We start from the raw sequence: 25,223 nt of genomic DNA on the forward strand, positions 1-25,223 counted from the left end.
GCTGGGGCCGTTCGTCCAAAATTCCGGCACGATTGATGGAGAAGACAACATGAAGTTCGAAGGCATCTACACCCCGGCCATCACCCCGATCGAGCAAGACGGGAAGATCGACCGCAAGGGTTTTGCAGTCGTGCTCGAGTCCCTGATTGAAGCGGGCGTTCACGGCATCATCATTGGCGGATCAACCGGCGAATATTACGCCCAGAGCGCGGAGGAACGCTTCGCCCTCGCCGCCCTCGCCAGGGATGTGATCGGTTCACGCCTGCCGCTTGTCGTCGGGACGGGTGCCACCAGAACGGAGGACTCCGTGGCGTTTGCCAAGGCGGCCAAGGAGATCGGCGCCGACGCCATTCTCGTGTCGTCGCCACCTTACGCACTGCCGACCGAGGAGGAGAACGCGGTCCACGCGCTGACGGTGGATCGGGCAGCGGGTCTCCCGATCATGCTCTACAACTACCCGGCCCGCATGGGCGTGATGATGGGGGACGCATACTTCTCCCGCGTCAGCGAATCCAGAAACGTCGTGGCGATCAAGGAAAGCTCCGGCGACATGGCCAATCTCCACCTGCTCGCCCGCAAGTACCCGCATATCGCTCTTTCCTGCGGCTGGGATGACCAGGCACTCGAATTCTTCGCCTGGGGCGCAAGGAGCTGGGTCTGCGCCGGCTCCAACTTTCTGCCGAAGGAACATGTCGCCCTCTATGAGGCCTGCGTCATCGAGAAGAACTTCGACAAGGGACGGGCGATCATGACGGCGATGCTGCCGCTCATGGATTTCCTCGAATGCGGCAAGTTCGTCCAGTCGATCAAACACGGTTGCGAACTGAAAGGCCTGCCGGCGGGACCGGCCCGGGCACCGCTCGGTCCGCTCAACACCAATGAAAAGGAAACACTCGAGACGATCGTCGCGACTCTGAAACGCGATGTCGCCCAAATTGTCGCAGGAAATCGCCATGCGTGAGCGAATGATCGCAACCAGAGCAATCACCAGGTTGCGCCTTCAGAGAATGAGGGAGACGCCCCGATGATCACGCGGCCCGTCAAACGCTTGCCTGTCGAAAATGGCATCTCGGGCTGGGAGGCGATCAGCCGACGTTCGTTTTCGGTCCGCAGTCTCGACAGCCACGTGAACGCCGACTGGCTGATCATCGGGGCAGGCTTTGCCGGGCTTTCTGCAGCGCGCCGCCTGCTGCAACTGCGTCCCGATGACAAGATCGTTGTTCTCGAGGCGAGTGAGGTCGGCAAGGGCACGTCGGGTCGGAACTCCGGCTACATGATCGACGTGCCGCACAACCTGTCATCCGGCGAATATTCAAGCGGAGGCGCTGACAGCACGCGCCGGGAAATGGCCCAGAACCGCTACGCGATCGAGTTCGCCAGCCAAGCGGCGGAAGCCTATGGGATGTCGCGCGAGACCTTCGACCCGGCAGGCAAGATCAACGCAGCTGCGACGGCCCGCGGCATGAAGCTCAACAGGAGCTTTGGCCAGTCGCTCAAGGTCGCGGACGAGAAACACACCCACCTCGACGCCGCAGAGATGCGCGCGATAACGGGCTCGAACTATTACCTCGGCGGCCTTTACACGCCCGGCGCAGTGCTTATCCAGCCGGCGGACTACGTGCGCCAGTTCGCTGCCGGCCTTTCACACGACATCAATCTCTTCGAGCGATCTCCGGTGACGTCGCTCCAGCGCGAAAACGGCATTTGGACGGCATTGACCGCGCATGGTTCGGTCAGCGCGCCCAAGGTCATTCTCGGCGTCAACGGCCATGTGGAGGATTTTGGCCATTTCGGCGGGCGGCTGATGCACATCTTCGCCTACGCCTCGATGACCGCGCCGTTTTCCGCCGACGGTATCGGGCGCAAAGCGTCCGGTCGGGATCGCTGGGCCTTGCTCCCGGCCGACGCAATGGGTGCCACCGTGCGCAAGATCACGTCAGGTGGCCAGTCGCGGATCGTGATCCGCACCAAATACACCTACGACACGACGCTCACCCTTTCGCAAAGCCGCCTCTCGAAAATGGCGCAAGCGCATCGACGTTCGATGGATGCGAGATTTCCCGACCTTGCGGGAATACCGTTCGAGCACAGTTGGGCAGGTCGTCTTTGCCTCAGCCTCAACCACGTACCAGCCTTCGGCGAGATCGACGAAAGCCTCTTTTCCGCCTGCTGCGAGAATGGGCTTGGCACCGTCAAAAGCACACTTGCCGGCATCATGGCCGCCAACCTGGCGACAGGGTCCGCCTCACGGGAACTCGAGGAATACATGAACCACCGCGACCCAGCCCGGCTCCCGCCCGAGCCATTTGCCTGGCTCGGCGTAAACTCGGTGATCCGATTGCAAGAACTGCGCGCGGGCCGGGAGGGGTGACCTTCACTGAGTGAACAGGCACGTAGGGTGAATTTCAACGGGGTCTCTCGATCACGAAGAACTCGCCACCAGACAGTGGACATCAAGGTAGGCTTGAAATGATAACGACCATGAAATCCAGTGTACCGCCGACGAACCGCCTCAGGATCGGCTTCGTGCTTGCGCGGTCCTTCACGCTTTCCGCCTTTGCTCTCTTCGTCGACACGCTCAGGCTTGCGAGCGACGAACTCGACAAGTCGGGGCGTGTCCGCGCCGACTGGCAGGTGCTTGGCAACACCCGGCATCTGATCAGCTCCAGCTGCGGAGTGCAGGTGGCACCGACGTCGGATCTCGTCGATCCCGCGCAGTTCGGCTACATCGTCGTGGTCGGTGGCCTGCTCACCTGTGAGAGCCCAATCGACAACGAAACCGTCAGCTTCCTCAAGAAGGCAGCCGCGCGAAAGGTGCCGTTGATCGGTCTTTGCACCGGAACGTTCATCCTGGCCGACGCTGGCCTGATGACGGGGCACAATGTCTGCGTCAGCTGGCTCCACTACCAGGCGTTCCGCGAACGTTTCCCGGATCTCAAGGTTCGTTCGGACCGCCTGTTCAATCTCGACCGCACCCGTGGCTCCTGCGCCGGTGGCAGCAGTGCGGCCGACATGGCCGCCCATATCGTGCGACTGCATATCAGCAAAGAAGCGGAGCGAAATGCACTCGAAGTGCTGCAGATCGACAAGGCGCGGTCGCACCTTCATGTCCAGCCGAGAAAGCCGCTGGCGATCGAGAGCAACGATCCTCGCTTAAACGCGGCCCTCATCATCATGGAACAGCATATCGAGAACACAATTTCGATCCCGGAACTGGCCTCGTCGGTCGGCTTGTCGCGGCGGCAGCTTGAGCGCCTGTTCATGGGAAAGGCGAAAATGTCGCCAGCGCTCGTCTACCGGAAGTTTCGGCTGGAGCGCGCCAAACATCTCCTCACCCAGACCGATGCATCGCTGATCGAAATCGCCCTTGAAGTCGGCTTCGAAAGCGCCGGGCACTTCTCCAGAATATTTGCCAGGACCTACGGACAAACACCGAACCAGCTCAGAGCGCAAACGCCGCAGACTTCCAGTGGCAGCGCCTAAAGCAGTGGATGCCACATGTCGCAATCAGACCTCCCCTACCGTCACCTTCCCGGCCGCGCCAGCAACCGGCAATGTCGACGATGTCGTCACGCGACGCGGTCGGGTCTACGAAGCCCGAGGGGTCATCTTCATTGAGAGCGGTACCCCACCGGATGGCGGTCCAGACGTCCAGCCGCTGTGCCGAACCAAAGCCTTACTCGCGTCAGCGCCACCGGAATACGACCTTCATGTCAGAGAGAGTGGCAGAGGTGGGTTGTGTCGCGTTTATGGACTCAAGTGGTGAGAACTTTGATTGAAGGCCGTTTCTAACCGCGTCCGCGCATGCGCGATATCTGCAACAACGGAGATGGCAAGTGCACGTGCATCCCTTGCTTTGTCGAAAAGACCTATCGGCGCTTTGATACGGTCAAGCACGCTTTCCGCTTGTCCGCATGCACGTAGGGCCTCGCAACGCTTGGCATGCGTGCGGCGACTGCCAAGTGCGCCGACGTAGAAGGCGTCGGACACGAGCGCCGTGGTAAGAACCGGTAACTCACGGTCGACATCGTGAAACAAAAGCGCGACCGCCGTGTCAGCGTCGAGCTCGCTTGGCGTCGGCACTTGGCCACGCTCAAGCTCAACGATCTCATAGCCCGCCGCGACAGCAACGCGTGCAACCGCTCCAACCTCCAGCGGCGCGCCGGCAACGACTATCCGTGGCTTGGCCCTGTAGGCCCGCACGAAACACTCACCATCCCAGCCGCTTGCTCCGCCGCCCTTTCGCAAAGTGAGCGATCGCTTGCCCGGATTATAGCGCAGACATACCGGCTTTCGGCGATCAAGGGCGGCCAGCGCCTGCCGCAAGACCGCGGCGTCCGCTAACACGTGGATCGCAAGCGTAATGCCGCCGCCACAGGGCAGGACAATATCAAAAAACGGCGAGCCTTCGCCAAGGCGAAGGAGACGATCCATGCCCTTGTTCAGGGCAGTCATCGCATCGGCGGCGACGGCCGCTTCGGTGCAGCCACCGGAGACGAAACCGCAATAGAGACCATCACTTCGCACGACCATTTGCGCGCCAAGGGCGCGCGCTGCGCCGCCACGGATATCGACGAGCGTGATGAGGGCTGTCGGTTGCCCCTCTTCGAGCGATTGCGCGGCGAAGGACAGTATCTCGATCGCATCGTCCGACAGGAAGGCGGCGCGCGGCTCCTTCGCAAGCGTTTCCGGATCGGCGGCAATGCGGATCGTCATCTTACTCCACTCCCTGCGTTCCCCGCCAGCGGCGTACGATACCCGGGTCGAGATCAAAGAGATCGAGCACGCGGCCGACGGTGTGGTCGACCATGTCTTCGATGCTTTGAGGCTTCGCATAGAAGGCGGGCACCGGCGGATAGATGATGCCGCCCATTTCGGTCACCTGCGCCATGTTGCGGATATGGCCGAGATGAAGCGGCGTTTCTCTGAGCATCAGGACAAGGCGACGGCGTTCCTTTAGTACCACGTCGGCCGCACGGGAAATGAGGTTGTCCGTCGTGCCCGTGGCGATCTCGGCCAGCGTCTTGACCGAACAGGGGGCGACGATCATGCCCAGAGTTTTGTAGGAGCCGGAGGAGCAGACGGCGCCGATATCCTTGTTGGAATGGGTCGTCGTCGCCAGCGCTTCGAGGTTCTGCCTGGAAAACGTCGCCTCGGCCGCAAGCGTGATACAGGCCGCACGCGACATGATCAGATGGGTCTCGATCTCGAGGTCACGCAACAGTTCGAGGATGCGCTTGCCGTAGACCACGCCCGACGCGCCCGAAATGCCGACGATCATGCGTTTTGGATGGGTCATCGCCTATCCCACGTTTCTCAAGAGGGTCGCGGCGCGTGCACTTGCCTCGTCGCTGATGCGGGCGCGCACGCCATGGAAATTCGGGCCGCGCGTCGCATCGAGCCCCATCCGCGAGGTCGTACCGATGCCGCTCGCCGAGGGATCGAGCGCATTGCCCGGTAGGCCTTCGATGATGACGACGTCCTTGTGCGGCTGGAAATGCGTGGCAAGCGCCCAGAGCACCTCACTGTCGCGGGTAATATCGACGTCCGCGTCCACCACCACGACGGTCTTCAAGTACTGGTCCCAGCCAAGAAGACCGAGCATGACCTGCCGCGCCTCCCCCTCGCGCGTCTGGTTCATGGCGATGTAGGCATGAAAATGCGTGCCCGACGAGGGGTAGTGCACGGCGGTAATCGAGGGAAAGCGCGCCTTCAGCTTCTCCACCACCTCGGCCTCGCGCGGCACGCGGCCGAGGTTCAAGTGTTCGGCCGAATTGCCGCCCGCCACGCTGACGAGGATGGCATTGCGCCGGCGCATCACGGTTTCGACCGTGAAAAGGTTGTTGGTCGAGCGGTCGGAGGAATAGCCGGTGAATTCGCCGAAGGGGCCCTCCTCGACATGCGCCTCGGGATCCAGCACGCCTTCGAGCACGATCTCGGCATGGGCAGGAACGCGGATACCGTATTTCGGGGTGCGCACGACCTGAAGCGGTTCACCCATCAAGCCGCCGGCGACGTCGCGTTCGTCTTCACCGAAGGCAAGTCGGGCAGAGGCTGCGATCATGAAGAGCGGATGGCCGCCGATGACCATCGCGACCGGCATCGGCCTGCCCTTCTCCTTGGCCATGTTCATCAGCCGCCAGAGATGGCCGCGCGAATGCAGCGAGGTGGCGAGCGCATTCTTCGAATGGATCATCGCGCGATGGTAACTGAGATTGCCGGCGCCGGTTTCCGGATGCTCGCCGATGATGATGCCGCTGGTGATGTACTTCGCCCGGTCCGTGTCAAAGTGCTTGAGCATCGGCAGCGCGTTGAGGTCGACGGCATCGCCCGAGATGATCTCCTCGGTGATCGGACCTTCTTTCAGGAGCTGCGGCGTGAACGGTCGGTTGGCGCGCGCCTGGTAGGCCTCGTGCAGCCTGTCGGCGGTCGAACCGAGCAGACGGGCGATACGATCTCGCGAGGCAAAGATGTTGCAGAGCACTTCGCTGCCGATGCCGCTGACGTTCTTCAGGTGCAGCATGGGGTGTCGCCCCCGCTCAGCCAGATTCCAGATCAGTGCCGTTGCATCCTGATCGTCTGAGACCGGCCGGTCGATGGTGATGACATCTTCTGGGTGCTCCGCCCTGTAGTCGGCGAGGAAGCTGCGGACATCTTGCTTGTGGTACTGGGTCATATCTCGGGCCTCGACGCGACTGGAGGGTGACGGCGCCCGGAATGGGCGCCGTCGTCTTTACTCAGGCAAATTCCTTGTGCTTGCCCGTGGCCCGGTCGACACCGGCGTAGCTATCCTTCAGGCGCGCTTGCGCGTCCCTCAGATCGCGCGGCGGCGGCGACGGATCGATGCCGACGAGCTTGGCGATGTTGTTGCCGAGATAGCCTTCGAGATCGTCCTCGGAGAGGTTGATGCCGTGCGGCGGATCCTTGCAGAGCACTTCCAGTTCGCGCAGCCACATGCCCGGATCGTTCGGCGGACTGTCCGTGCCGAAGACGATCTTGTTCTTCGGCAATTGCTGGGCGAACTCCACGATGCGCGACTGGAAGCACCAGCCGGACTCGCAGTAAACGTTCGGCGTATCCATCGCCATCCAGAAGGATTCGAACGAGTAGTTGCCGCCGGTCTGGATGCCGAAATGACCGATGATGAAGTTGACCATCGGAAACTCGCGAATGATCGGGTAGAACATCGTCGGGATGGTGTACGGGCCGTCGCCGGTGTGGATGAGAACCACGACGCCGAGTTCTGCGCACTTCTTCATCGCCGGACGCAGCCAGTCGAGCGCGCGGTCAGGACGATAACCGTGCATGTTGGCGTGCAGCTTCAGCATCTTGAAGCCGTATTCCTTGACGTGGAATTCCAGCTCCGCCGCGCCGTTTTCCGGTCCCCAGCGCGGGTTGTAGTTGAAGTTGCCGATGAAGCGGTCCGGGTATTTCTGGCACAGCTCGGCGCAATAGGCCATGTAGTCGCGAATGCCGTCGCGGCCCTTGCGGTTACCGTCGCGGTAGCCGGTGTTGCCGGGCGGCGGCTGGATGAAGCCCATGTCAATCCGGCGCGGCTTGCCGTTGATCATGTAGGGACCATCCATCAGCTTGAGCATCCGCTCGCCGGTGAAGGGCTCGCCCGTGTGACGCCACGCCTCGTCGACGAGGTTGGTCGGGTGAAGATGGGTATCAATGATCATTGTTCACTCCGTTCAAATTTACGCGGCAAGTGCTACGCCGTGTTGGCGCAGATACGCTTCGGCTTCCTCGACGGTGGCCGGTGGTTTCGTCGCTTCCAGCCCGATCATGCGGGCGACATTGTTGCCGAGGTAATCTTCGAGCGTATCCTCATCGAGGTTCAGGCCCTGCGGCGGCTCGTGGCAGAGGACTTCCAGGAGGTTGATCCACATGCCCGGCTCGTTCGGCGGCGTGTCGGAGCCGAAGAGGATCTTGTGCTTGGGGAGCACCTTGGCGAATTCGACGATGCGCGACTGCAGGCACCAGCCCGATTCCACGTAGACACTCGGCGTGTCGAGCGCCATCTGCATCGGCTCGAAGACGTAGACGCCACCGGTCTGGACGCCAAAATGCGCCAGGATGAAGTTCACTTCCGGGAACTCGCGGATGATCGGGTAGAACTCCGTCGGGATCGAGTACGGACCGTCACCGGTATGCACCTTCACCATCAGGCCGAGATCGGCGCACTTCTTCATGGCCGGACGCAGCCAGTCGAGCGCACGGTCCGGGCGATAGGCGTGCATGTTCGCCTGCAGCTGCACCATCTTGAAATCGAACTCCTTGGCGTAGCGTTCGATTTCTTCGGCGCCGTTCTGGGTGCCGTAGCGCGGGTTGTAGACGAAGCAGCCGAGGAACCGGTCGGGATGCTCGGTCACCATCTTTTCCGTGTAGGCCATGTACTGGCGGATGGCGGCCTTGCCTTCGAGATCCATCACCTCGTGGGTGTAGATGGTGTTGCCTTGCGGCGGCTGAATGAAGGCCTTGTCGATCCGGCGCGGCTTGCCGTTCACATAGTACGGGCCATCCATCATCTTTAGCAGTTTGTCGCCGGTGAACGCCGGTCCGTCGTGTCGCCAAGCCAGGTCCACCAGGTCGGTGGGATAGCAGCTCAGGTCAATAATCATAGGTTTCTCCTGTCGTAGAGGGTCCGGTCGATGCGGGGCCGCGCGATGAACGCCATGCCGGCCGAAGCCGGGCGTGGATCCGCGATCTCAGGAAATGCCGAAGACGGAGAGAACGGGCCGGCGCATAAGCCCCCAGGACAGGGCAACCGGGCGTTCCTTTTGTGATCAGCAACGACATCGCAGCCTCATCTTCCAACAGACGGTGAGCAATTGTCGGTGCTTCTACTCGCCTCCAAGGGAACCACTGCGCGTGATCCGTGTCAACTCGAAAATTCCAGTTAAGCCATTATTTTTGAACGTCTTTTCGAAAGAAACGGCAGCGACCGCCCGCGCTGGAGGGGCGCGGGCGGCTCAGACAGAAAGGCTTACGCAAGCGCCGTCCGGCGTGGAGACTCGCTGCTAGGGCACCAGGCATGCACGCAAGTTTCTGTCGATGCTGTCACGGTCGAGATTGCGTCCAATGAACACGAACTTCGACTTCCGCTTGTCTTCACCCCAGGCGTGGTCCGGGCGGAAATCGACGAGCTTGTGCACGGCTTGAAGCACGAAGAACCGATCGTCACCGGCAACGGAAACGATGCCCTTCGTGCGAAAGATGTCGGCCCCGTGCGTGCCGAGATAGCCCTTGAGGAACCCTGCGAGCTTCTCGCCGTCGAAGGCTTCGGGATAGACAAAGGAGTGGGATTTCACCGTCGCGTCATGCTGGTGGGGCCGCAGGGCGGTCGCGTGCGCGCGTCCTTGGTCATGATGATGGTGGTGCCCATGGTCGTGATGGGCGTGATCGCAACACGGGTCCTTGCAATCATGGTGGTGATGGTGCTCGGCGTCGTGATCGTCATCCATGTCGATGTCGAGGATTTCCGCCCGCTCGCGCACATAGGACGGCCGGAAGCCCTTGACCCCGAGGATGTTGGATAGGTCCACCTTGCCATAGCTGGATCTGAGGATGGGTGCTGTCTGGTTGAGCCTGCGCAGCGAGCTTTCCAGCGAACCGAGGGCCTCCTCTCCGGCAAGGTCTATCTTGTTGACGAGGATACGGTCGGCCGCAACGATCTGGTTGACCGCCTGGTTGTCGCTGCCGTCGAGCACCGGGTCATAGAGATGCTGGTCGATGTGCATTGCGTCCACCAGCGTCACGACGGCGTCGAGCTCCACTTCTTCGGCAACGCTTCGGTCGACGAAGAAGGCGGTCGCGACCGGCGTCGGGTCGGCAAGTCCAGAGGTCTCGACAATGATATGGTCGAACTTGTCCTTGTGGCTCAGGAGCTTCTTCATCACATCGATCAGGTCGTTGCGCACGTCGACGAAGCAGCAGATGCAGCCGTTCTGCATCTGGAAGATTTCCTCGTCCGAGGCGAGCACCAGGTCGCTGTCGACGTCCACCTCGCCATATTCGTTTTCGATCACCGCAATGCGATGACCGTGACGCTCGGTGAGAATGTAGTTGAGCAGCGTCGTCTTTCCCGATCCCAGGAACCCGGTAAGGATCGTGATCGGGAGCTTCTGCTGGCTCGCAGGCTCGATATGCATGTTCATGCGCCCTTCTCCCTCAAGGCTTTCAGGATGTCTTCCGGCGTGATCGGATAGTGGTGGAAGCGAACGCCGATGGCGTCGTGGATGGCGTTAGCGATGGATGGGCCGATGGCGATGATCGGATCTTCGCCGACGCCCTTGGCGCCCCAGGGACCGCCCGGATCGGGTGCTGCCTCGAGGATGATCGTCTCGATGTCGGGCATGTCCATCGACAGCGGCATCTTGTAGTCGACCAAGCCTGCATTGAGTGAGCGCCCGGTCTTCTTGTCGATGACGTAGTCCTCGGTCAGCGTGTGGCCGATACCCTGCTGGATGCCGCCCTCGATCTGGCCCTGCGCCGCAATCGGATGGATGACGCGTCCGACATCATGCACCGGCACGACGCGCTTGACCTCGACGAGGCCTGTTTCCGTGTCGACGTCAACCTCGGTGAAATGCGCGGCGAAGGAGTAGGATTTCGTCGGCTCGTAGGTGCCATTGGCGACGATGTTGGCAGCAGGAATGCCACGCGAGGGGCCCATGGCCTCCGAAACCGTCATGCAGCGATCGGGCTCGGCAATGAGGAAGACCTTGCCTTCGGAAAGGTCGATCTCTTCGGGCGCGACCTGCAGTTTCATCGCGGCCCTGGCAAGCACGGCTGCGCGCACCTTGCCGGCCGCCATCTTTGCAGCCGTTCCGACCAGATAGGTCGTGTGGCTGGCGAAGGCCCCGATGTCCCACGGAACCACGTCCGTGTCCCCGTGAATGACGCCGACATCCTCGAAGCGCACGCCAAGCTCTTCGGCAACGATCTGCGCCAGCGCCGTATGGGCGCCGGTGCCAAGACCGGCAGCGCCAGTCAACAGCGTGACCGTACCGTCCTCGTTGACCTTCACCGTGGCGTTGCCCTGCTCCTTGATCCCGGGATAGGCCGACGAGCCGTGCATTTCGCAGCCGATGCCCCATCCCGTGCGGATATGCGGGCGCTTCGGATCGGGCGTCCGGTCGCGGTTCCAAAGCGCCTTCCAGTCGAGCACGTCGATGCCGTGCTGAAGGCAGATTTCGAGACCATGGCCGATGATGGGATGGCCGGACGGCGCGATATCGCCGGCGCGCACCACGTTCTTCAGCTTCAGCTCGGCCGGATCCATACCAAGACGTTCAGCCGCTTCGTCCATCTGGATGTCGAGCGCGTAGTAGCTCTGCACCACCCCGTAACCGCGGAAGGCGCCGTTGATCGGGGTGTTGGTGTAGACGCAGCGCCCCTCCAGCCGCACGTTCTCGCAGCGATAGAGGGAGGTGGCGGCGGTGGTTCCGACAATGGTCACGCCCGGACCATGGGAGCCGTAGGCGCCGGAATCGTAGACCAGCTTCATGTCGCGGGCGACGAGCGTGCCGTCGTTCTTGAAGCCCTGCTTCAGCCAGATCTTGCAAGGGTGGCGCGAACGGCCGGCGACGAAGGTCTCATGGCGGGTGAATTCCATCTTCACCGGCCGGCGGGTTTCCTTGGCCAGAAGCGCGCAGAGAAACTCATGCTGGAACAGGTCCTGCTTGGCGCCGAAACCGCCGCCCATATGGTCGACCAGCACGCGCACCTTGGTGAGCGGCAGGCCGAGCACCTCGGCAAGGATGCCGCGCACCATGAAGGAGGTTTGGGTCGAGGTCCAAAAGGTCAGCTTGTTGGAGCCGTCCCAGTCGGCGACGCAGACGTTCGGCTCCATATAGGCCGGGTGCGGCCGTCCGCCGGCAAAAGTACCCTCGAGCACGAAGTCCGCTTCGGCAAAGCCCTTGTCGACGTCGCCGCGGTTGACGCGCACCGGGTCGAGCACCAGATTGCCGCCGGGGCCGACGTCGTGGATCAGTGGTGCGCCTGGCTGCGCGGCGTCCTCCGGTTCGAAGACGGCCGGCAACGCTTCATATTCCACCTCGATGAGGTCGAGCGCCTCGTCGGCGATCTCCTCGCTGATTGCAGCGACGGCGGCAACGCCCTCGCCCCAGAACCGCACCTTGTCGTCGAGAATGTACTGGTCCTTGGTGCAGGAGGCCGAGCGTGGATGCGGCGAGCCGTAGTGCAGCACGCGCGGCACGGTCTCGTGGGTCAGGACAGCTTTAACGCCCGGATAGGCGAGCGCCTTGCTGACGTCGATCGACTTGATCCGTGCATGGGCGATCGCCGCGCGCTTGATCTTGCCGTGAAGCATGCCAGGCAGCTTGATATCGCCGGTATACTGCGCCTCGCCCGTCACCTTTTCGAGCACGTCGTCGCGCTTGACGCTCTTGCCGACAATCTTGAACTCGCGCGGTTCGATGGGGGTGGTCATGTTCATGATCTTGCTGCCTCCATCTCGCGCGCGGCGGATCTGATCGCGTCGAATATTTTGGTGTAGCCGGTGCAGCGGCAGATATTGCCGGATAGCCCGAAGCGGATGTCCTCGTCGGTTGGGCGCGGATTGTCGTCGAGCAGCTTCTTGGCCATCATCAGGATGCCAGGCGTGCAGAAGCCGCATTGCGAGGCGCCGTGCCGCATGAAGGCATCCTGCAGCGGATGGAGCGTATCGACGCCCGGCTGCAGCCCCTCGACCGTCTCGATCGAGCGGCCCTCGGCCTCCACGGCAAGCACCAGGCAGGCGTTGACCGGCTCGCCGTCGATCAGCACGGTGCAGGCACCGCAGTCGCCGACATCGCAACCCTTCTTGGTGCCGGTGAGACCGACATCGTCGCGCAGCGCATCAAGCAGAGAGCGACAGGTATCGACCGCCATTTCCCGTGTTTCACCGTTCACGGTGAATTCGACCATCCGTTTCATGCGAAAGTCTCCAATGCCTGTTTGATGGCGCGGCCCGTCAGCACGCCGACCATGTCGCGGCGGTAATCGGCGCTGGCGCGCACGTTGCTGATCGGCGTGCATTCCTCCATCGCCTTGTCGGCGGCGCTCCTGACCGCAGAAGCATCGAGCCTCGTGCCACGCAGCATGGCCTCGGCTTGCGGCGCGCGCAGCACGGTCGCGCCGACCGCTCCGAGCGCAATGCGGATGTCGCAGCAGACACCCTCTTCCATTGAAAGGCTGACCGCGACGCCGACGGTGGACAGCTCCATCGCCTTGCGGCGGCCATGCTTGATGTAGGCCTTGCCGGCCGTGTCGCCTGCCGGCGGCACGGTGATGCCGGTGACGATCTCGCCCTTGGCGAGTACGGTCCTGCCGGGGCCGGTGAAGAACTCGGCGATCGGCACGACGCGCATGTTGGTGCGGCTGTAGATGTGAACGAAGGCGCCGTCCGCGACCAGCGGCGGGATGGTATCGGCCGACGGCGAGGCGCGACAGATATTGCCCACCACCGTTGCACGATTGCGCACCTGGATGGAGCCGAGGGAAGCAAAGGCGGCTCTGAGATTCGGGTAGCGCTGGCAGACCAGCGGCAGACGCTCCAGGCGCCCCACCGTCACCAGTGCCCCGAAGGTGAGCCCGCGCGTCTCGTCATAGGTGATATCGGAGAGACCGGGGATCTGCTTGATGTCGACGACATTGCGCACGCGGCGCAGCCGTTCGCGGATCTCGACCAGAAGGTCGGTGCCACCGTTGAACAGAAACGTATCATCGCCAAGCTCGGCGAGAAGACGGGAGGCATGCTCCAGCGTTTCCGCCCGATGATAATCGAAGCGTCTCATGGTTTCCTCATGGAGTTGTGAGCTCCGGCGGCTCAAGCGCGCCGCCGGACGAATGATGGGGGCCTCTAGGCCGGGTCGGCCGCAGGCGCACCCTCGGCGAGTTCTGCCTCTACCGGCTCCCTGTCGGGGATACCGTTGAAGAGAATGTTGAGGAGTGCTGCCGCGAAGGTGCCGACGAGCACGCCGCTATGCAGGAACTTCTCGAGCGCTGCCGGCAGCTGATCGAAGATGTTCTCGGCAACGACCGGCACCATGGCGAGGCCGACGCTGACGGCGACGATGTAGAGGTTGCGCCTGTTGGCGACGAAATCCACCTTCGACAGGATCTTCACCCCGGTCGCCGACACCATGCCGAACATCACGATTGCCGCGCCGCCGACGACGTAGCTCGGGATCGATGCGCTGACGAAGGCAACCTTCGGCAGCGAACCGAGCAGGATCAGGATAGCGCCGCCGGCTGCCACCACGAAACGGCTGAGCACACCAGTGATCTGCAGCAGGCCGACATTCTGCGCATAGGTCGTATAGGTGAAGGTGTTGAGCAATCCGCCGATGATGTTGCCGACACCGTCGGTTCTCAAACCCCGGGTGAGCTCGGCCTCGGTGATCTTGCGGCCGGCTATGTCGCCGACAGCCAGGAACTGGCCGGTCGATTCGATCATCATGACCGTCATGACCGCACAGAGCGACAGGATCGACCAGAACTCGAAGATCGGCCATCCAAAGGCGAGCGGGTGAATGACGCGCACCCAGTCGGCTTGAGCAACGCCGTGAAAATCCACCTTGCCGGCGGTGATCGCAACGACGAAGCCGATCCCGATCCCGATCAGCACCGCAAGATTGGCCATGAAGCCCTTGAGTACACGGGTGAGAAGCAGGATCGACATGAGCACGATGGCGGCCACGGCGAGCGCGAAGGGCGCGCCGTAGGCAGGGTTCGGGATCATGCCATCAGGGCCCTTGATCATAGGCTGGCCACCTGCGGCCCAATTTACGCCGACGCGCATCAGCGAGAGGCCGATCACCAACATCACCGTGCCAGTGACAACAGGCGGAAAGAACCGCACCCAGCGGCCGAAGAACGGGGCAACCAGGATCGTGAACACCCCGGAGCCGATGACAGCGCCGATGACGCCTGGCATGCCGAGATCGGGATTGGTGCCCGTGGCGATGATCGAGGGCACGGCCGTGAACGAAATCCCCATCATGATCGGCAGGCGAATGCCAATGTTCCAGATGCCGAGCGCCTGGATGAGGGTGACGATGCCACAACAGAAGAGATCCGCGCTGACGAGCATCGCGATCTGTTCCTTGGGCAATTGAAGTGCGCTGCCGACGATCAGCGGCACGGCGACCGCTCCGGCATACATGACGAGAACGTGCTGCAGGCCAAGGGCCATCAAACTCGGGATCGGATAGGTTTTTTCGACAGGATCAGTCGTATCGGGGTTATGCATTCGCTTTCCTCCCAGCGAACAGCTTCCGGCGCGGTGGGAGGGCAACTTCGGCCTCATGATCTTGTCACCGCACGCCGTACAGGGCGGATCATGCGGCTGGCCAAATCAGTAAACAATCGGCATAATCATATTTATTCATATAGTAATTGAATGAATGGATCGGCATGGACATCACGCTGAAGCAGCTTCGAGCCTTCGTCACCGTAGCCAATCTGGGGCAGTTCACTTTGGCCGCCGACAGGCTTGGCTCCTCGCAGTCGGCGGTGAGCACGCTGGTGCGACAGCTGGAGCAGAACTTGAAGCTGCGTCTTTTCGACAGGCACACGCGCCTCTTGCGACTTACGCAGGCGGGCATGGACATCTTGCCGGTTGCGGCACGTGCCGTCGCCGACATCGACGGCATGGTCGAAAGCTCGCGCGAGTTGAATGCATTGAGACGCGGCAAGGTTTCGATCGCGGCCGGCACCGTGCAGGCGGCTTTGATGCTGCCGCAACTCGTCAACGCTTTCACCAGACTCTATCCCGACATAACCGTCGCGCTGCATGACGTGGCGGAGATCGCCGTCTTGGAACAGGTGACCAACAGTTCGGTGGACCTTGGCATCGGAACTGTGCCGGAGGACGATACCGAATTGATGGGTACCCGGCTGACGACTGACGAGTTCCTCATCGTCCTTCACCCGGACGACCCGCTGGTCAGGCTGCATGAAATTCGCTGGACCGACCTGGTCGACCGCAAGCTGATCGGCCCGCACCGGGGCAATCCAATCCGCGACCGCCTCGAAAGCGAGCTGGCGCGCAACGGTATCGTGCTGCCGTTCGACAAGGCGATGCAGGAGGTGGCCTTGCCACTGACGATTATCGGCATGGTCGAAGGCGGGCTCGGCGTCGCGATCATGACATCGGCGGTCACGCGGCTTGCGACGTCCATGGGACTCGTCGTGCGCACCCCGACCGAACCACACATCAAGCGCGAAGTCAGCCTGATCCAGAAACGCACGCGCTCGCTGTCTCCCGCTGCCCGGCGGTTTCGCGACTTCCTGCTGAAATCCGTGCACTAGCCAGTACCGAAAAAGGACAGGCGTCTTCCAGACGTTGCGCCTCGCTGTTTGACCACGCGCTAATTCCGGCGTTATCTGGACGCGCTGCTGGACCGCCAAACGGCGGGCAGGCAGGGCGCAGCGTTCGCTGCGCGCGGCGGGCTTTCGGCCGGCCGCCGCTCCCAGCTCAAGCCAAACCAGGAGCACTCATGGCGCATTCCCTGAAAAGCAGCACCGAAACGGCACGGCCGAACCGGCCCGACCTTTCCACCGACGCCATCCGCAGCACCAGGGAAGACCTCGCGGCCTGCTTCCGCATGGCGGCGCGCAACGGCTTTGAAGAGGGCATATGCAACCATTTCTCGGCTGTCGTACCCGGCCATGACGATCTCTTCATCGTCAATCCCTACGGCTATGCCTTTCGCGAGTTGACGGCATCAAAGCTGCTGGTTTGCGATTTTGCCGGCAACGTCATCGACGGTGACGGTGAGCCGGAGGCGACCGCTTTCTACATCCATGCCGAAATCCACCGTCGGCTACCGCGCGCAAAAGTCGCCTTCCATACGCACATGCCCTATGCGACCGCCTTGTCCATGACAGAGGGCGCCCCATTGATCTGGGCCGGCCAGACGGCGCTGAAATTCTACGGTCGCACCGCCGTCGACGAAAACTACAACGGCCTTGCGCTTGACCATCGGGAAGGCGCCCGCATTGCGGCGGCAGCAGGCGATGCCGATATCGTCTTCCTGAAACACCACGGCGTGCTGGTCCTGGCGCCGACGATCGCCGAAGCCTGGGACGACCTCTACTACCTGGAACGGGCGGCCGAAGTGCAGGTGCATGCGATGTCCACCGGCCGGGAGGTGCTTCCGGTCGATCCTGAGATCGCAGAGGCCGCCTACCGGCAGATGCGTGAAGGCGATCCTCAGTCGGCACGAGCCCATCTTGCCGCCATCCGCCGGCAACTCGACGCCGAGGAGCCGCAATACAGGCACTGAGTGAAACCGGGCCGATGCCAAAAGCCGATCGTATCGGCCCGTGCCGGATGATAGGTCAACCGGTTGATCAGACGTCTCATTCCGTGAAGTCGGCCCATACTCGCGCGTTGCCTTGCCATCGGCAATAATTGCGATCTATTTATCAAACGATTGAAATAATGAATTTGTTTGAATTAAAAGCGCGTGCTTAGTTTTCCGCCATAACAACAAGGTGGGAACGACATGGTACGTGAAAATCCAGCTGCGTTGCTCGCAAGACTGATCCCGGGTCAGTCCTTTGCTCTCACGGGCGGAACCGTGATCCACGACGATGGCTCGCAGTCGGCAAGCGATATCATCGTCGGCGCCGACGGGCGCATCACGGTCGTCGAGCCCTTTCTCGACACCGGCTCCTGCGGCGCCTGCATAGACATTTCCGGCATGCTCGTTTCGCCGGGCTTCGTCGACGCGCACCAGCATCTCGACAAGACGGGGGTGCTGCGGTTTACGCCCAATCCTTCCGGCACGCTCCAGGGCGCCCGCGAAGCTTTTGCGAAATACGCCCGCACCGCCGGCCCCGACGACATTCACAAGCGCGCGACGCGCACGATCGGGCGATGTCTTTCCCGCGGCACGACCGCGATCCGCAGCCACATCAACGTCGACAAGGATGCCGGTTTCCATGGCATCGAGACGCTGGCCGCCATTCGCGATGCCGAAAAGCACCGCATCACGCTACAGCTCGTCGCCTTCATGACGCCGCATCCCGGCCAGGACTTCGAATGGCTCGGCAAGAACATCGACGGCGCCGTGGCACTTGCCGACGCTGTCGGCGGAACGCCCGCCGTTTCCGAGGACCCGCCGCGTTACCTCGACATCCTGTTTTCCGCCGCGGTGAAATCCGGCAAGCCGATCGACCTGCATCTCGACGAACACCTCAATGCCGGCGTGCATCTCATCGACGCCGCGCTCGATCGCGTCGAGCGCTTCGGCATGCAGGGGCGCACCATCTTCAGCCACGTCTCGGTGCTGAGCGCCCTGCCGCGCCGCGATTTCCAACGGATAGCCGAGCGTCTGGGCAAATTGAACGTCGGCGTCGTGACGCTGCCAGCCGCAAACCTCTATCTGCAAGGCCGCGACTACGACGTTCTGCCGCCGCGCGGACTGACGCGTGTCGCCGAACTCTATCGCGCAGGCATCACCATCGCCACCGCATCGGACAACATCCAGGATCCGTTCGTTCCGACCGGCTCGGGCGACATGCTGGAAATCGCCCGCTGGACCCTGCTTGCCGGCCACCTGCGCGGAGACGAGCTCGCCGCCGCGCACACCATGATCACGGCCGCCCCTGCCCGGCTGATGGGGCTTGCGAAGGACTATGGCCTGAAGCCCGGCGCGCGCGCCGACTTCGTCATTACCGACTGCATCGATACCGACACGCTGGTTGCCGGCGGTCCGGATCGGGCTTTCGTCTTCTCTAACGGGCGCCTTGTCTCGCAGAGCACGACTGAAAATATCCGCCTGAAGGAGGACGCATAAAAGGGAACGGCTGCTCCGGGGGGATTGGAACTTCAATCTAATGGGAGGAATGAAATGATTATTGAGATTTCGCGTCGTTCACTGCTTGCGTCCACGCTCGGACTGGCCCTTGCCGGAATGCTCTGGCTGGACCACGCACAGGCCGAAGACTTCAAGATGGGTCTGCTCGTGCCTGGTAGCGTTTCCGAAGAGGGTTGGAACCGGATCGGCTACAACGCGCTCAAGGGCGTCGAGGAACAGCTCGGCGCCAAGATCAGCTATGTCGAGCTGCAACAGAATCCGGCCTCGTTCGAGAAGGCGTTTCGCGACTATGCCAGCCAGGGCTACAAGGTCATCCTCGGGCACGGCTTTGAATTCCAGGACGCCGCGCGGGACGTCGCCGTCGATTACCCGGACACCTATTTCCTGATTTCGTCGAGCGCGATCCACGAGGGCAACGTCATCGGGCTCAACACCGACACCAGCCAGCCCTTCTACCTGATGGGCGTGATCGCTGCGAAAATGGGTGGCAAGGCGGGCCTTGTCGGCGGCATGGAAATCCCGCCGATCCAGCAGGCTTTCGCCGGCTTCAAGAATGGCGCAAAAAGCGTCAATCCGGACTTCCCGATCAGCGAAGCCTATATCGGCAACTTCACCGATACGACAGCCGCCAAGGAAGCAGCGCTGAGCATGATTTCGCAAGGTGCTGACTTCGTCGTGCCGAACGCTTCGGGTGCCACCGTCGGCGGCTACCAGGCGATTGCCGAATCCGGCCCGGACGTGCGGTCCTTTTCGATCTTCAGCGACTTTACCGAGGTAGCACCCAACAACATCCTGGGGCTCTATGTCGCCGATTATGCTCAAGGCGTGGTCGAAGTGGTTCGCGCGATCAAGGATGGCCACCCGCCGGCGGAAAACGTGGTCTTTGGCCTGAAGGACCCGAAGGTGATTTCGTTCACCTTCCGCGACGACGGCCCGGTCTCCGTGCCGGAGGATGTCCGCGCCGAGGTCAAGGCAATCAGCGCCAAGATCGCCGCCGGCGAGATCAAGACCGGCGCAGAATAGCCGGCTCCATGCTGCGGCAGGAAATCCGGCCGCAGCCCTTCCCGCGTCACACCAAAATCCGGACACACCCATGGCTGAGATAAACCAGGGAGTGCGTGAGACCGTGAATTCTCAAGCAGCCCAAGCTTTCTACAGGACGCTCTCGCAGGCTGCGATCAGCGCCCTGGCACCCATCGCGGCGGTACTGGTCGCACTCGCCTTCGGCGCTCTCCTGCTATGGCTCAACGGCTTCAACGGCAGTGACGTCGTCACCGTCATGGTCTTCGGCTCGTTCCAGGACATGCGATCGGTCGGAGAAATTCTCCTGAAGGCGACACCGCTGATCCTGATCGGTGCGGGGCTCTGCGTCGCCTTTCGCTGTTCGATCTGGAACATCGGCGCCGAAGGCCAGCTCTATGTCGGCGCGATCGCCGCAACCCTTGTCGGTACCAGCATCGATGGTCTTTCCGTCTGGGTTCACGCACCGCTCGTGATGTTGGCCGGAGCACTGGCGGGCGCTGCCTGGGCCGGCATAGCCGGCTACCTGAAGGTGCGTTTCCAGGCGAGCGAGATCGTCACCACAATCATGCTCAACTACATTGCCCTCATTTTGACGAGTTATCTCGTCACCGGTCCGATGCGCGACGCGAGTGCTGCCTATCCGCAATCGGCAAGGCTGGTGCGCGAAGCCTGGACGCCACGTCTGGTGAGCGACCTTAGGCTTCACATCGGCATCCTCGTCGCGGTGGTTCTGGCGGTTGCGCTCTACATTTTCCTGCGAAGAAGCAGCCGCGGCTTTGCGCTGCGCGTCGTCGGTCTCAACCCGCATGCCGCCCGCTATGCCGGCATGAACGTCGCGCGCAACGTGATGATCGCGATGTGCATCAGCGGCGCGATGGCAGGCCTTGCCGGCGCCTTCGAGGTCGCCGGCGTCACACGCCGGCTCTACCAGAACATCTCGCCGGGTTATGGTTTCGAAGGCATCGCGGTGGCGCTTCTGGCGGGCAACAATCCGCTGGCGGCGATCCTGTCGGGCGGGCTTTTTGCGACGCTTCGCTCCGGCTCGGAAGTCCTCCAGATCACCTCGCAGGTCCCGCAGGTCCTGGTGCTGGTCATTCAGGGCATCGTCATCCTCTCGGTCGTCGCCTTCGCAAAACTGCGCGACATCCTCAGGACTGTGGCTTGAAAGCATGGAAACTCCCGCATGGCTTTAGACCGCCCGCGGGAAAACAAAACCTTTGGCGATATTCCTGGAGGGTCGACCCCATGGACGACATGATTTCTCTCACCTTTCTCGCGACGCTCGTCGGCGCCGCCTGGAGGCTTGCCACGCCGCTCATCTTCGCCTCGATCGGCGAGGTCTTTTCCGAGCGCGCAGGCGTGCTCAACATCGGGCTCGAAGGCACGATGCTCGTCGGCGCCTTCTGCGGCTTCGCTGCGGCCGCGGCTACCGGCAACATTCCGCTCGGGCTATTGGCCGGCATTGCCGGTGGGATGCTGTTCGGACTTGTCTTCGCCTTCTTCACGATCTCCATCAAGGCGGACCAGATCGTGGTCGGCGCGGCACTCAACCTGCTCGGGATGGGCCTGACGGCCTTCCTCTTTCGCACCTATTACGTTTCGACCGGCAAGGGCATCGAAATCGCCCAGCCGGTCCACATACCGTGGCTGAGCGATCTGCCCTTTCTGGGCGAGGCGTTCTTCCGCCAAAATCTCATCGTCTATTCCACTGTGCTGGTCGCCATTCTCGCCGCCCTGGTGCTCTATCGCACCTCCTTCGGCCTGACGCTTCGCTCCGTCGGCGAGCACCCGAAGGCCGTCGACGTCTCCGGTCGCAGCGTCGTTGGCTACCGCTATGCCGCCGTGCTCGTCGGTACCGGGCTTGCCGGGCTCGGTGGCGCGTTCCTGACGCTCGGCCATTCCAACCAGTTCGTCGAAGGCATCACCTCGGGCCGCGGCTTCATCGCCCTTGCCGTCGTCGTCTTTGCCCGCTGGTCGCCGATCGGCGCCTTCTTCGTCTCGCTGCTCTTCGGCCTCTTTTACGCCCTGCAGCTCATGCTCCAGGCGCAGGCGTCCATCGTCGTGCCCTACCAAGTGCTGCAGGCGCTTCCCTACATCATGACAATCGTCACGCTGGTCGCCTTCCGCGGCAAGGGTGCTGCACCCAGTAAGCTTGGCCAGCCCTACGAGATGAGGTGATCGACATGTCGGTAAAACCATTCCTGCGCATCGACAATATCCGCAAACGTTTCGGCCCCATCGTCGCCAGCGACGGCGTTTCGCTCGAAATCGAGGAAGGCGAGATCCATTCGCTGCTCGGCGAAAACGGCGCCGGCAAGAGCGTGCTGATGAGCATGATATGCGGCATGGTCCGGCCGGATGAGGGCGATATCGTCTACAAGGGGCAATCGGTGCGCTTTGCAAGCCCGCGCGACGCGATCCGCCAGCGCATCGGCATGGTGCACCAGCACTTCATGCTGGTTCCGAACCTGACCGTGGCGGAAAACTACATCCTCGGCCAGGGTTCGGCGCTCAGTGTCATTTCCGACATGACATCGGTGCATCGAAAGATCCGCGCGCTTTCCGAGCGCTACGCGCTCGACGTACGACCCGACGCAATCGTCGAAGACCTCTCGGTCGGCGAGCAGCAGCGGGTGGAAATCTTAAAGGTGCTGTTCCACGGTATCGACCTGCTCATCCTTGACGAGCCGACCGCCGTTCTCACCCCGCAAGAGACCGACCGTCTCCTTTCGCTGATGGGCGATCTCGTGAAGGACGGAAAGACCGTCGTCTTCATTTCGCACAAGCTGGACGAAGTGATGCGGGTCAGCAATCGCATCAGCGTCATGCGTGACGGCCGCGTCGTCAATACGGTCAGGGTCGGGGAGACGAATGCGCGTGAGCTCGCGCGCATGATGGTCGGTCGTGACGTGCGCATGGAGCTGCCGCGTAGCCCTAAGCCCCCCGGTCGTATCGTGCTTTCGGTGGAAAACCTCACCTGCCGCGCCGAGACCGGCCTTCCGGCGGTGCGCGGCGTGAGCCTCGATGTGCGCGCCGGCGAAATCGTCGGCATCGCCGGCGTATCCGGCAACGGCCAGACGGAACTGTCGCTAGCACTTTCGGGCCTCCTGCCGGTTGATGCCGGGCGCGTCATTCTCAACGGAAACGACATAACCGGGCTCGACCCGGCCGAGATCAATGCCCGGCGCTTTTCTCACATTCCGGAAGACCGGCATAAACACGGCATCGTGCTGCCTTTGTCGTTGAGCGAAAACACCATTCTCCAACGCTACGACCGGAAGCCTTTCGCGACGGGTGGCATGCTCAACCGCAGGGTCATCGGCGAGCACACCCGCGACCTGATCAAACGCTTTCGCGTGAAGAGCCGGGACGAGAACCAGCCGATCGCAGCACTTTCGGGCGGGAACCAGCAAAAGCTCGTCGTTGCGCGAGAGCTGGCGCGCGATCCCGATTTCATCCTCGTCAATCAGCTTGCGCGCGGGATCGATATCGGCGCGATGGAGTTCGTGATGGAGGAGATGCTGCGCCAGCGCGACAGCGGCCGCGCCATTCTGCTGATCTCCACGGAACTGGAGGAGCTGTTTGCGATTTGCGATCGCATCCTCGTGATGTTCCATGGCGAGATTCTTGGCGAATTGCCGCCAGACCGCACCCGTCTCGACGAACTCGGCCTGCTGATGGCTGGCAACAAGGATGAACCGGCACTTGCGGGGTAGACAAGTTAAGGTCTGACAGGCTTTGATGGGAGCGAGATAACGGGAGGCCGCGCCTACATGAACATAACCCTGCGGCAACTCAGGGCCTTCATCGCAGTGGCCGAGCTCGGCCAGTTCAACATCGCCGCACGCAACCTCCATCTCACCCAGTCTGCAGTCAGCATCCTCATCCGGGATCTGGAACGGGAGATAGGCGTGCGTCTGTTCGACCGGCACACGCGCATGGTCTCCCTCACCCTGGTTGGACAGGAGTTCCTGCCCCAGGCGCGCAAGATCCTGAAGGACCTAGAGCTTGCCGTTGGCGACGTGCGCGACAACGCCACACTGAAGCGAGGGCAAGTGACGATCGCCGCTGCGATCGTGCTTGCCGCAACGGTGGTGCCGCCGATCATCGCCAGATTCCTGAGCAAATATCCGGAAATCTCCGTCAACATTCGCGACATGCCCGAAGAGCAGATAACCCCGGCGCTCAAGCGCCATGAGGTCGATATCGCCATCGGCACCCTTTCGGAGGAAGACCCTGAGATCGCCGCCACTCGGCTGCTGAGCGACAAGCTGATGCTGGTCTGCCGCGAGAATCACCGATTTGCCAAACGCAAGTCGGTACGATGGGCCGAGCTCAAGGACGAGACGCTCATCACGCTCGCGGCCTCGAACCCGTTGCGCAACATCGTCGAGCACAACCTCATGCGGGTGGTGCCGAATTACCGGCCAACGTACGAGGTCCGGTTTTCAACGACGGCCATCAGCATGATAGCCGCCGGAATGGGCGTTTCGATCCTACCGGAAAATTCCGGACAGCTCGCCTCGGCCGTCGGGGTGACCACGGTCGATCTCATTGACCCCGTCGTCATGCGTGACGTGTCGCTTCTGCAGCGTCGTCATCACAGCCTTTCACCCGCCGCCGAGCATTTGAAGGCCGCTTTCATTGCCAGTGTTGCGAAACAAACGTGAGCGCAGGCGAGACCTTAGGATGAAAAACGCGAGTGTCTTTGCGGGGGTGTTCGCAAAGGACTGATAGTGGCTGAGTGCTTCTAGAGGGCGTGGAGCCGGTTGGTCCGCGGGGCAGGCTAGCCGGACGTCGTGTCGAGCCAGATCGTTACAGGACCGTCGTTCGCCAACTCCACACGCATGTCGGCGCCGAAGACGCCGTTCGCAACGGCAACGCCATGGGCCGAGACGTTGGCGGAGAAATTCTCATACAGGCGTTTGCCCTCCTCCGGCGGCGCAGCCGTAGAAAAGCCCGGTCGGTTTCCTTTCGTCTCAGCGGCCAATGTGAACTGGCTGACGATGAGCGCCGAGCCGCCGACATCGACCAGCGAACGGTTCATGCGATCTGCATCGTCCCTGAAGATGCGCAGGTTGACGATCTTGCGCGCCAGCCATTCGCTTTCCCTTTCTGTGTCGCCCTTCATCGCACAGACGAAGACCAACAAACCATTGCCGATCTCGCCCGTAACCGCATCGTCGACGCTCACGCGCGCAGATGAAACGCGCTGGATAAGTGCTCTCATGGCGCCGATTCTCCCTTTGGCTTCCCGCTCTTATCGGCTCCGAAGCGGCACAAGCAAGCTTTGTCCATAACCCTGCGCCAAAGCAGGACACACCCGAACGCCCCGCAGCTTCAGGCGTCGGTTCGTTCGGGACG

The 25,223-nt window shown here is 62.1% G+C and carries 22 protein-coding genes; 11 read left to right on the forward strand and 11 right to left on the reverse strand.

The annotated features are described in order from the left end of the window. Positions 1–49: 49 nt before the first annotated feature. From C1A35_RS07715 to C1A35_RS07725, 3 genes are all read left to right on the forward strand, one after another. Positions 50–961 carry a dihydrodipicolinate synthase family protein gene (locus C1A35_RS07715; RefSeq protein WP_104663754.1) on the forward strand — a complete coding sequence of 304 codons (912 nt, stop codon included), beginning with the start codon at positions 50–52 and terminating at the stop codon, positions 959–961. Positions 962–1,024: 63 nt separating this feature from the next. Beyond that, positions 1,025–2,371 carry an NAD(P)/FAD-dependent oxidoreductase gene (locus C1A35_RS07720; RefSeq protein ID WP_104663755.1) on the forward strand — a complete coding sequence of 449 codons (1,347 nt, stop codon included), beginning with the start codon at positions 1,025–1,027 and terminating at the stop codon, positions 2,369–2,371. Positions 2,372–2,481: 110 nt separating this feature from the next. Continuing rightward, positions 2,482–3,483, forward strand: coding sequence for a GlxA family transcriptional regulator (locus C1A35_RS07725; RefSeq protein WP_199772884.1), 1,002 nt, complete (start codon positions 2,482–2,484; stop codon positions 3,481–3,483). Between the two features lie 264 nt (positions 3,484–3,747). On the opposite strand, the gene C1A35_RS07730 is transcribed toward C1A35_RS07725, so the two are convergent. The 10 genes from C1A35_RS07730 to C1A35_RS07775 all read right to left on the reverse strand — a co-directional run bounded on the left by C1A35_RS07730 (position 3,748) and on the right by C1A35_RS07775 (position 15,259). After that, positions 3,748–4,773 carry an XdhC family protein gene (locus C1A35_RS07730; protein ID WP_272939257.1) on the reverse strand — a complete coding sequence of 342 codons (1,026 nt, stop codon included), beginning with the start codon at positions 4,771–4,773 and terminating at the stop codon, positions 3,748–3,750. Continuing rightward, on the reverse strand, positions 4,718–5,299 hold the full coding sequence (locus tag C1A35_RS07735; RefSeq protein ID WP_104663758.1) for a UbiX family flavin prenyltransferase: 582 nt from the start codon (positions 5,297–5,299) through the stop codon (positions 4,718–4,720). The genes C1A35_RS07730 and C1A35_RS07735 overlap by 56 nt, the downstream gene beginning before the upstream one ends. 3 nt (positions 5,300–5,302) lie before the next feature. Then, positions 5,303–6,676 carry a UbiD family decarboxylase gene (locus C1A35_RS07740; protein ID WP_104663759.1) on the reverse strand — a complete coding sequence of 458 codons (1,374 nt, stop codon included), beginning with the start codon at positions 6,674–6,676 and terminating at the stop codon, positions 5,303–5,305. Between the two features lie 61 nt (positions 6,677–6,737). Continuing rightward, on the reverse strand, positions 6,738–7,682 hold the full coding sequence (locus C1A35_RS07745) for an amidohydrolase family protein (protein WP_034791749.1): 945 nt from the start codon (positions 7,680–7,682) through the stop codon (positions 6,738–6,740). A gap of 18 nt (positions 7,683–7,700) precedes the next feature. After that, entirely contained in the window at positions 7,701–8,624 is a 924-nt protein-coding gene (locus C1A35_RS07750; RefSeq protein WP_104663760.1) for an amidohydrolase family protein, read from the reverse strand. A gap of 399 nt (positions 8,625–9,023) precedes the next feature. Beyond that, a complete protein-coding gene (locus C1A35_RS07755) occupies positions 9,024–10,154 on the reverse strand; it encodes a CobW family GTP-binding protein (protein WP_440271508.1) in 1,131 nt (376 codons plus the stop codon). A gap of 2 nt (positions 10,155–10,156) precedes the next feature. After that, positions 10,157–12,463 carry a xanthine dehydrogenase family protein molybdopterin-binding subunit gene (locus C1A35_RS07760; RefSeq protein WP_104663762.1) on the reverse strand — a complete coding sequence of 769 codons (2,307 nt, stop codon included), beginning with the start codon at positions 12,461–12,463 and terminating at the stop codon, positions 10,157–10,159. Continuing rightward, positions 12,460–12,942 carry a (2Fe-2S)-binding protein gene (locus C1A35_RS07765; protein WP_104663763.1) on the reverse strand — a complete coding sequence of 161 codons (483 nt, stop codon included), beginning with the start codon at positions 12,940–12,942 and terminating at the stop codon, positions 12,460–12,462. The genes C1A35_RS07760 and C1A35_RS07765 overlap by 4 nt, the downstream gene beginning before the upstream one ends. Further along, positions 12,939–13,802, reverse strand: coding sequence for an FAD binding domain-containing protein (locus C1A35_RS07770; protein WP_104663764.1), 864 nt, complete (start codon positions 13,800–13,802; stop codon positions 12,939–12,941). Before C1A35_RS07770 ends, C1A35_RS07765 begins: the two co-directional genes overlap by 4 nt. A gap of 65 nt (positions 13,803–13,867) precedes the next feature. Next, a complete protein-coding gene (locus tag C1A35_RS07775) occupies positions 13,868–15,259 on the reverse strand; it encodes a nucleobase:cation symporter-2 family protein (protein ID WP_104663765.1) in 1,392 nt (463 codons plus the stop codon). A gap of 164 nt (positions 15,260–15,423) precedes the next feature. On the opposite strand from C1A35_RS07775, the gene C1A35_RS07780 reads away from it, so the two are divergent. The 8 genes from C1A35_RS07780 to C1A35_RS07815 all read left to right on the forward strand — a co-directional run bounded on the left by C1A35_RS07780 (position 15,424) and on the right by C1A35_RS07815 (position 24,529). Further along, positions 15,424–16,320, forward strand: coding sequence for a LysR substrate-binding domain-containing protein (locus tag C1A35_RS07780; protein ID WP_104663766.1), 897 nt, complete (start codon positions 15,424–15,426; stop codon positions 16,318–16,320). A gap of 188 nt (positions 16,321–16,508) precedes the next feature. Beyond that, positions 16,509–17,297 carry an aldolase gene (locus C1A35_RS07785; RefSeq protein WP_104663767.1) on the forward strand — a complete coding sequence of 263 codons (789 nt, stop codon included), beginning with the start codon at positions 16,509–16,511 and terminating at the stop codon, positions 17,295–17,297. 222 nt (positions 17,298–17,519) lie between these two features. Next, positions 17,520–18,815, forward strand: a complete 1,296-nt coding sequence (locus tag C1A35_RS07790; protein WP_104663768.1) for an amidohydrolase family protein — start codon at positions 17,520–17,522, stop codon at positions 18,813–18,815. Between the two features lie 60 nt (positions 18,816–18,875). Further along, positions 18,876–19,859, forward strand: coding sequence for a BMP family ABC transporter substrate-binding protein (locus C1A35_RS07795; RefSeq protein ID WP_199772889.1), 984 nt, complete (start codon positions 18,876–18,878; stop codon positions 19,857–19,859). Between the two features lie 70 nt (positions 19,860–19,929). Beyond that, on the forward strand, positions 19,930–21,024 hold the full coding sequence (locus tag C1A35_RS07800; RefSeq protein ID WP_104663770.1) for an ABC transporter permease: 1,095 nt from the start codon (positions 19,930–19,932) through the stop codon (positions 21,022–21,024). 80 nt (positions 21,025–21,104) lie between these two features. Then, a complete protein-coding gene (locus C1A35_RS07805; RefSeq protein WP_104663771.1) occupies positions 21,105–22,037 on the forward strand; it encodes an ABC transporter permease in 933 nt (310 codons plus the stop codon). Positions 22,038–22,042: 5 nt separating this feature from the next. Continuing rightward, the gene (locus C1A35_RS07810) at positions 22,043–23,575 is read left to right on the forward strand and encodes an ABC transporter ATP-binding protein (RefSeq protein WP_104663934.1); all 1,533 of its coding nucleotides are present in this window, start codon (positions 22,043–22,045) and stop codon (positions 23,573–23,575) included. Positions 23,576–23,632: 57 nt separating this feature from the next. After that, on the forward strand, positions 23,633–24,529 hold the full coding sequence (locus tag C1A35_RS07815; protein ID WP_104663772.1) for a LysR family transcriptional regulator: 897 nt from the start codon (positions 23,633–23,635) through the stop codon (positions 24,527–24,529). A 116-nt stretch (positions 24,530–24,645) separates the two neighbouring features. On the opposite strand, the gene dtd is transcribed toward C1A35_RS07815, so the two are convergent. Then, positions 24,646–25,089, reverse strand: coding sequence for a D-aminoacyl-tRNA deacylase (dtd, locus tag C1A35_RS07820; protein ID WP_104663773.1), 444 nt, complete (start codon positions 25,087–25,089; stop codon positions 24,646–24,648). Positions 25,090–25,223: the final 134 nt, after the last annotated feature.

Source organism: Ensifer adhaerens (assembly GCF_002940685.1).
Lineage (GTDB): Bacteria > Pseudomonadota > Alphaproteobacteria > Rhizobiales > Rhizobiaceae > Ensifer > Ensifer adhaerens_E.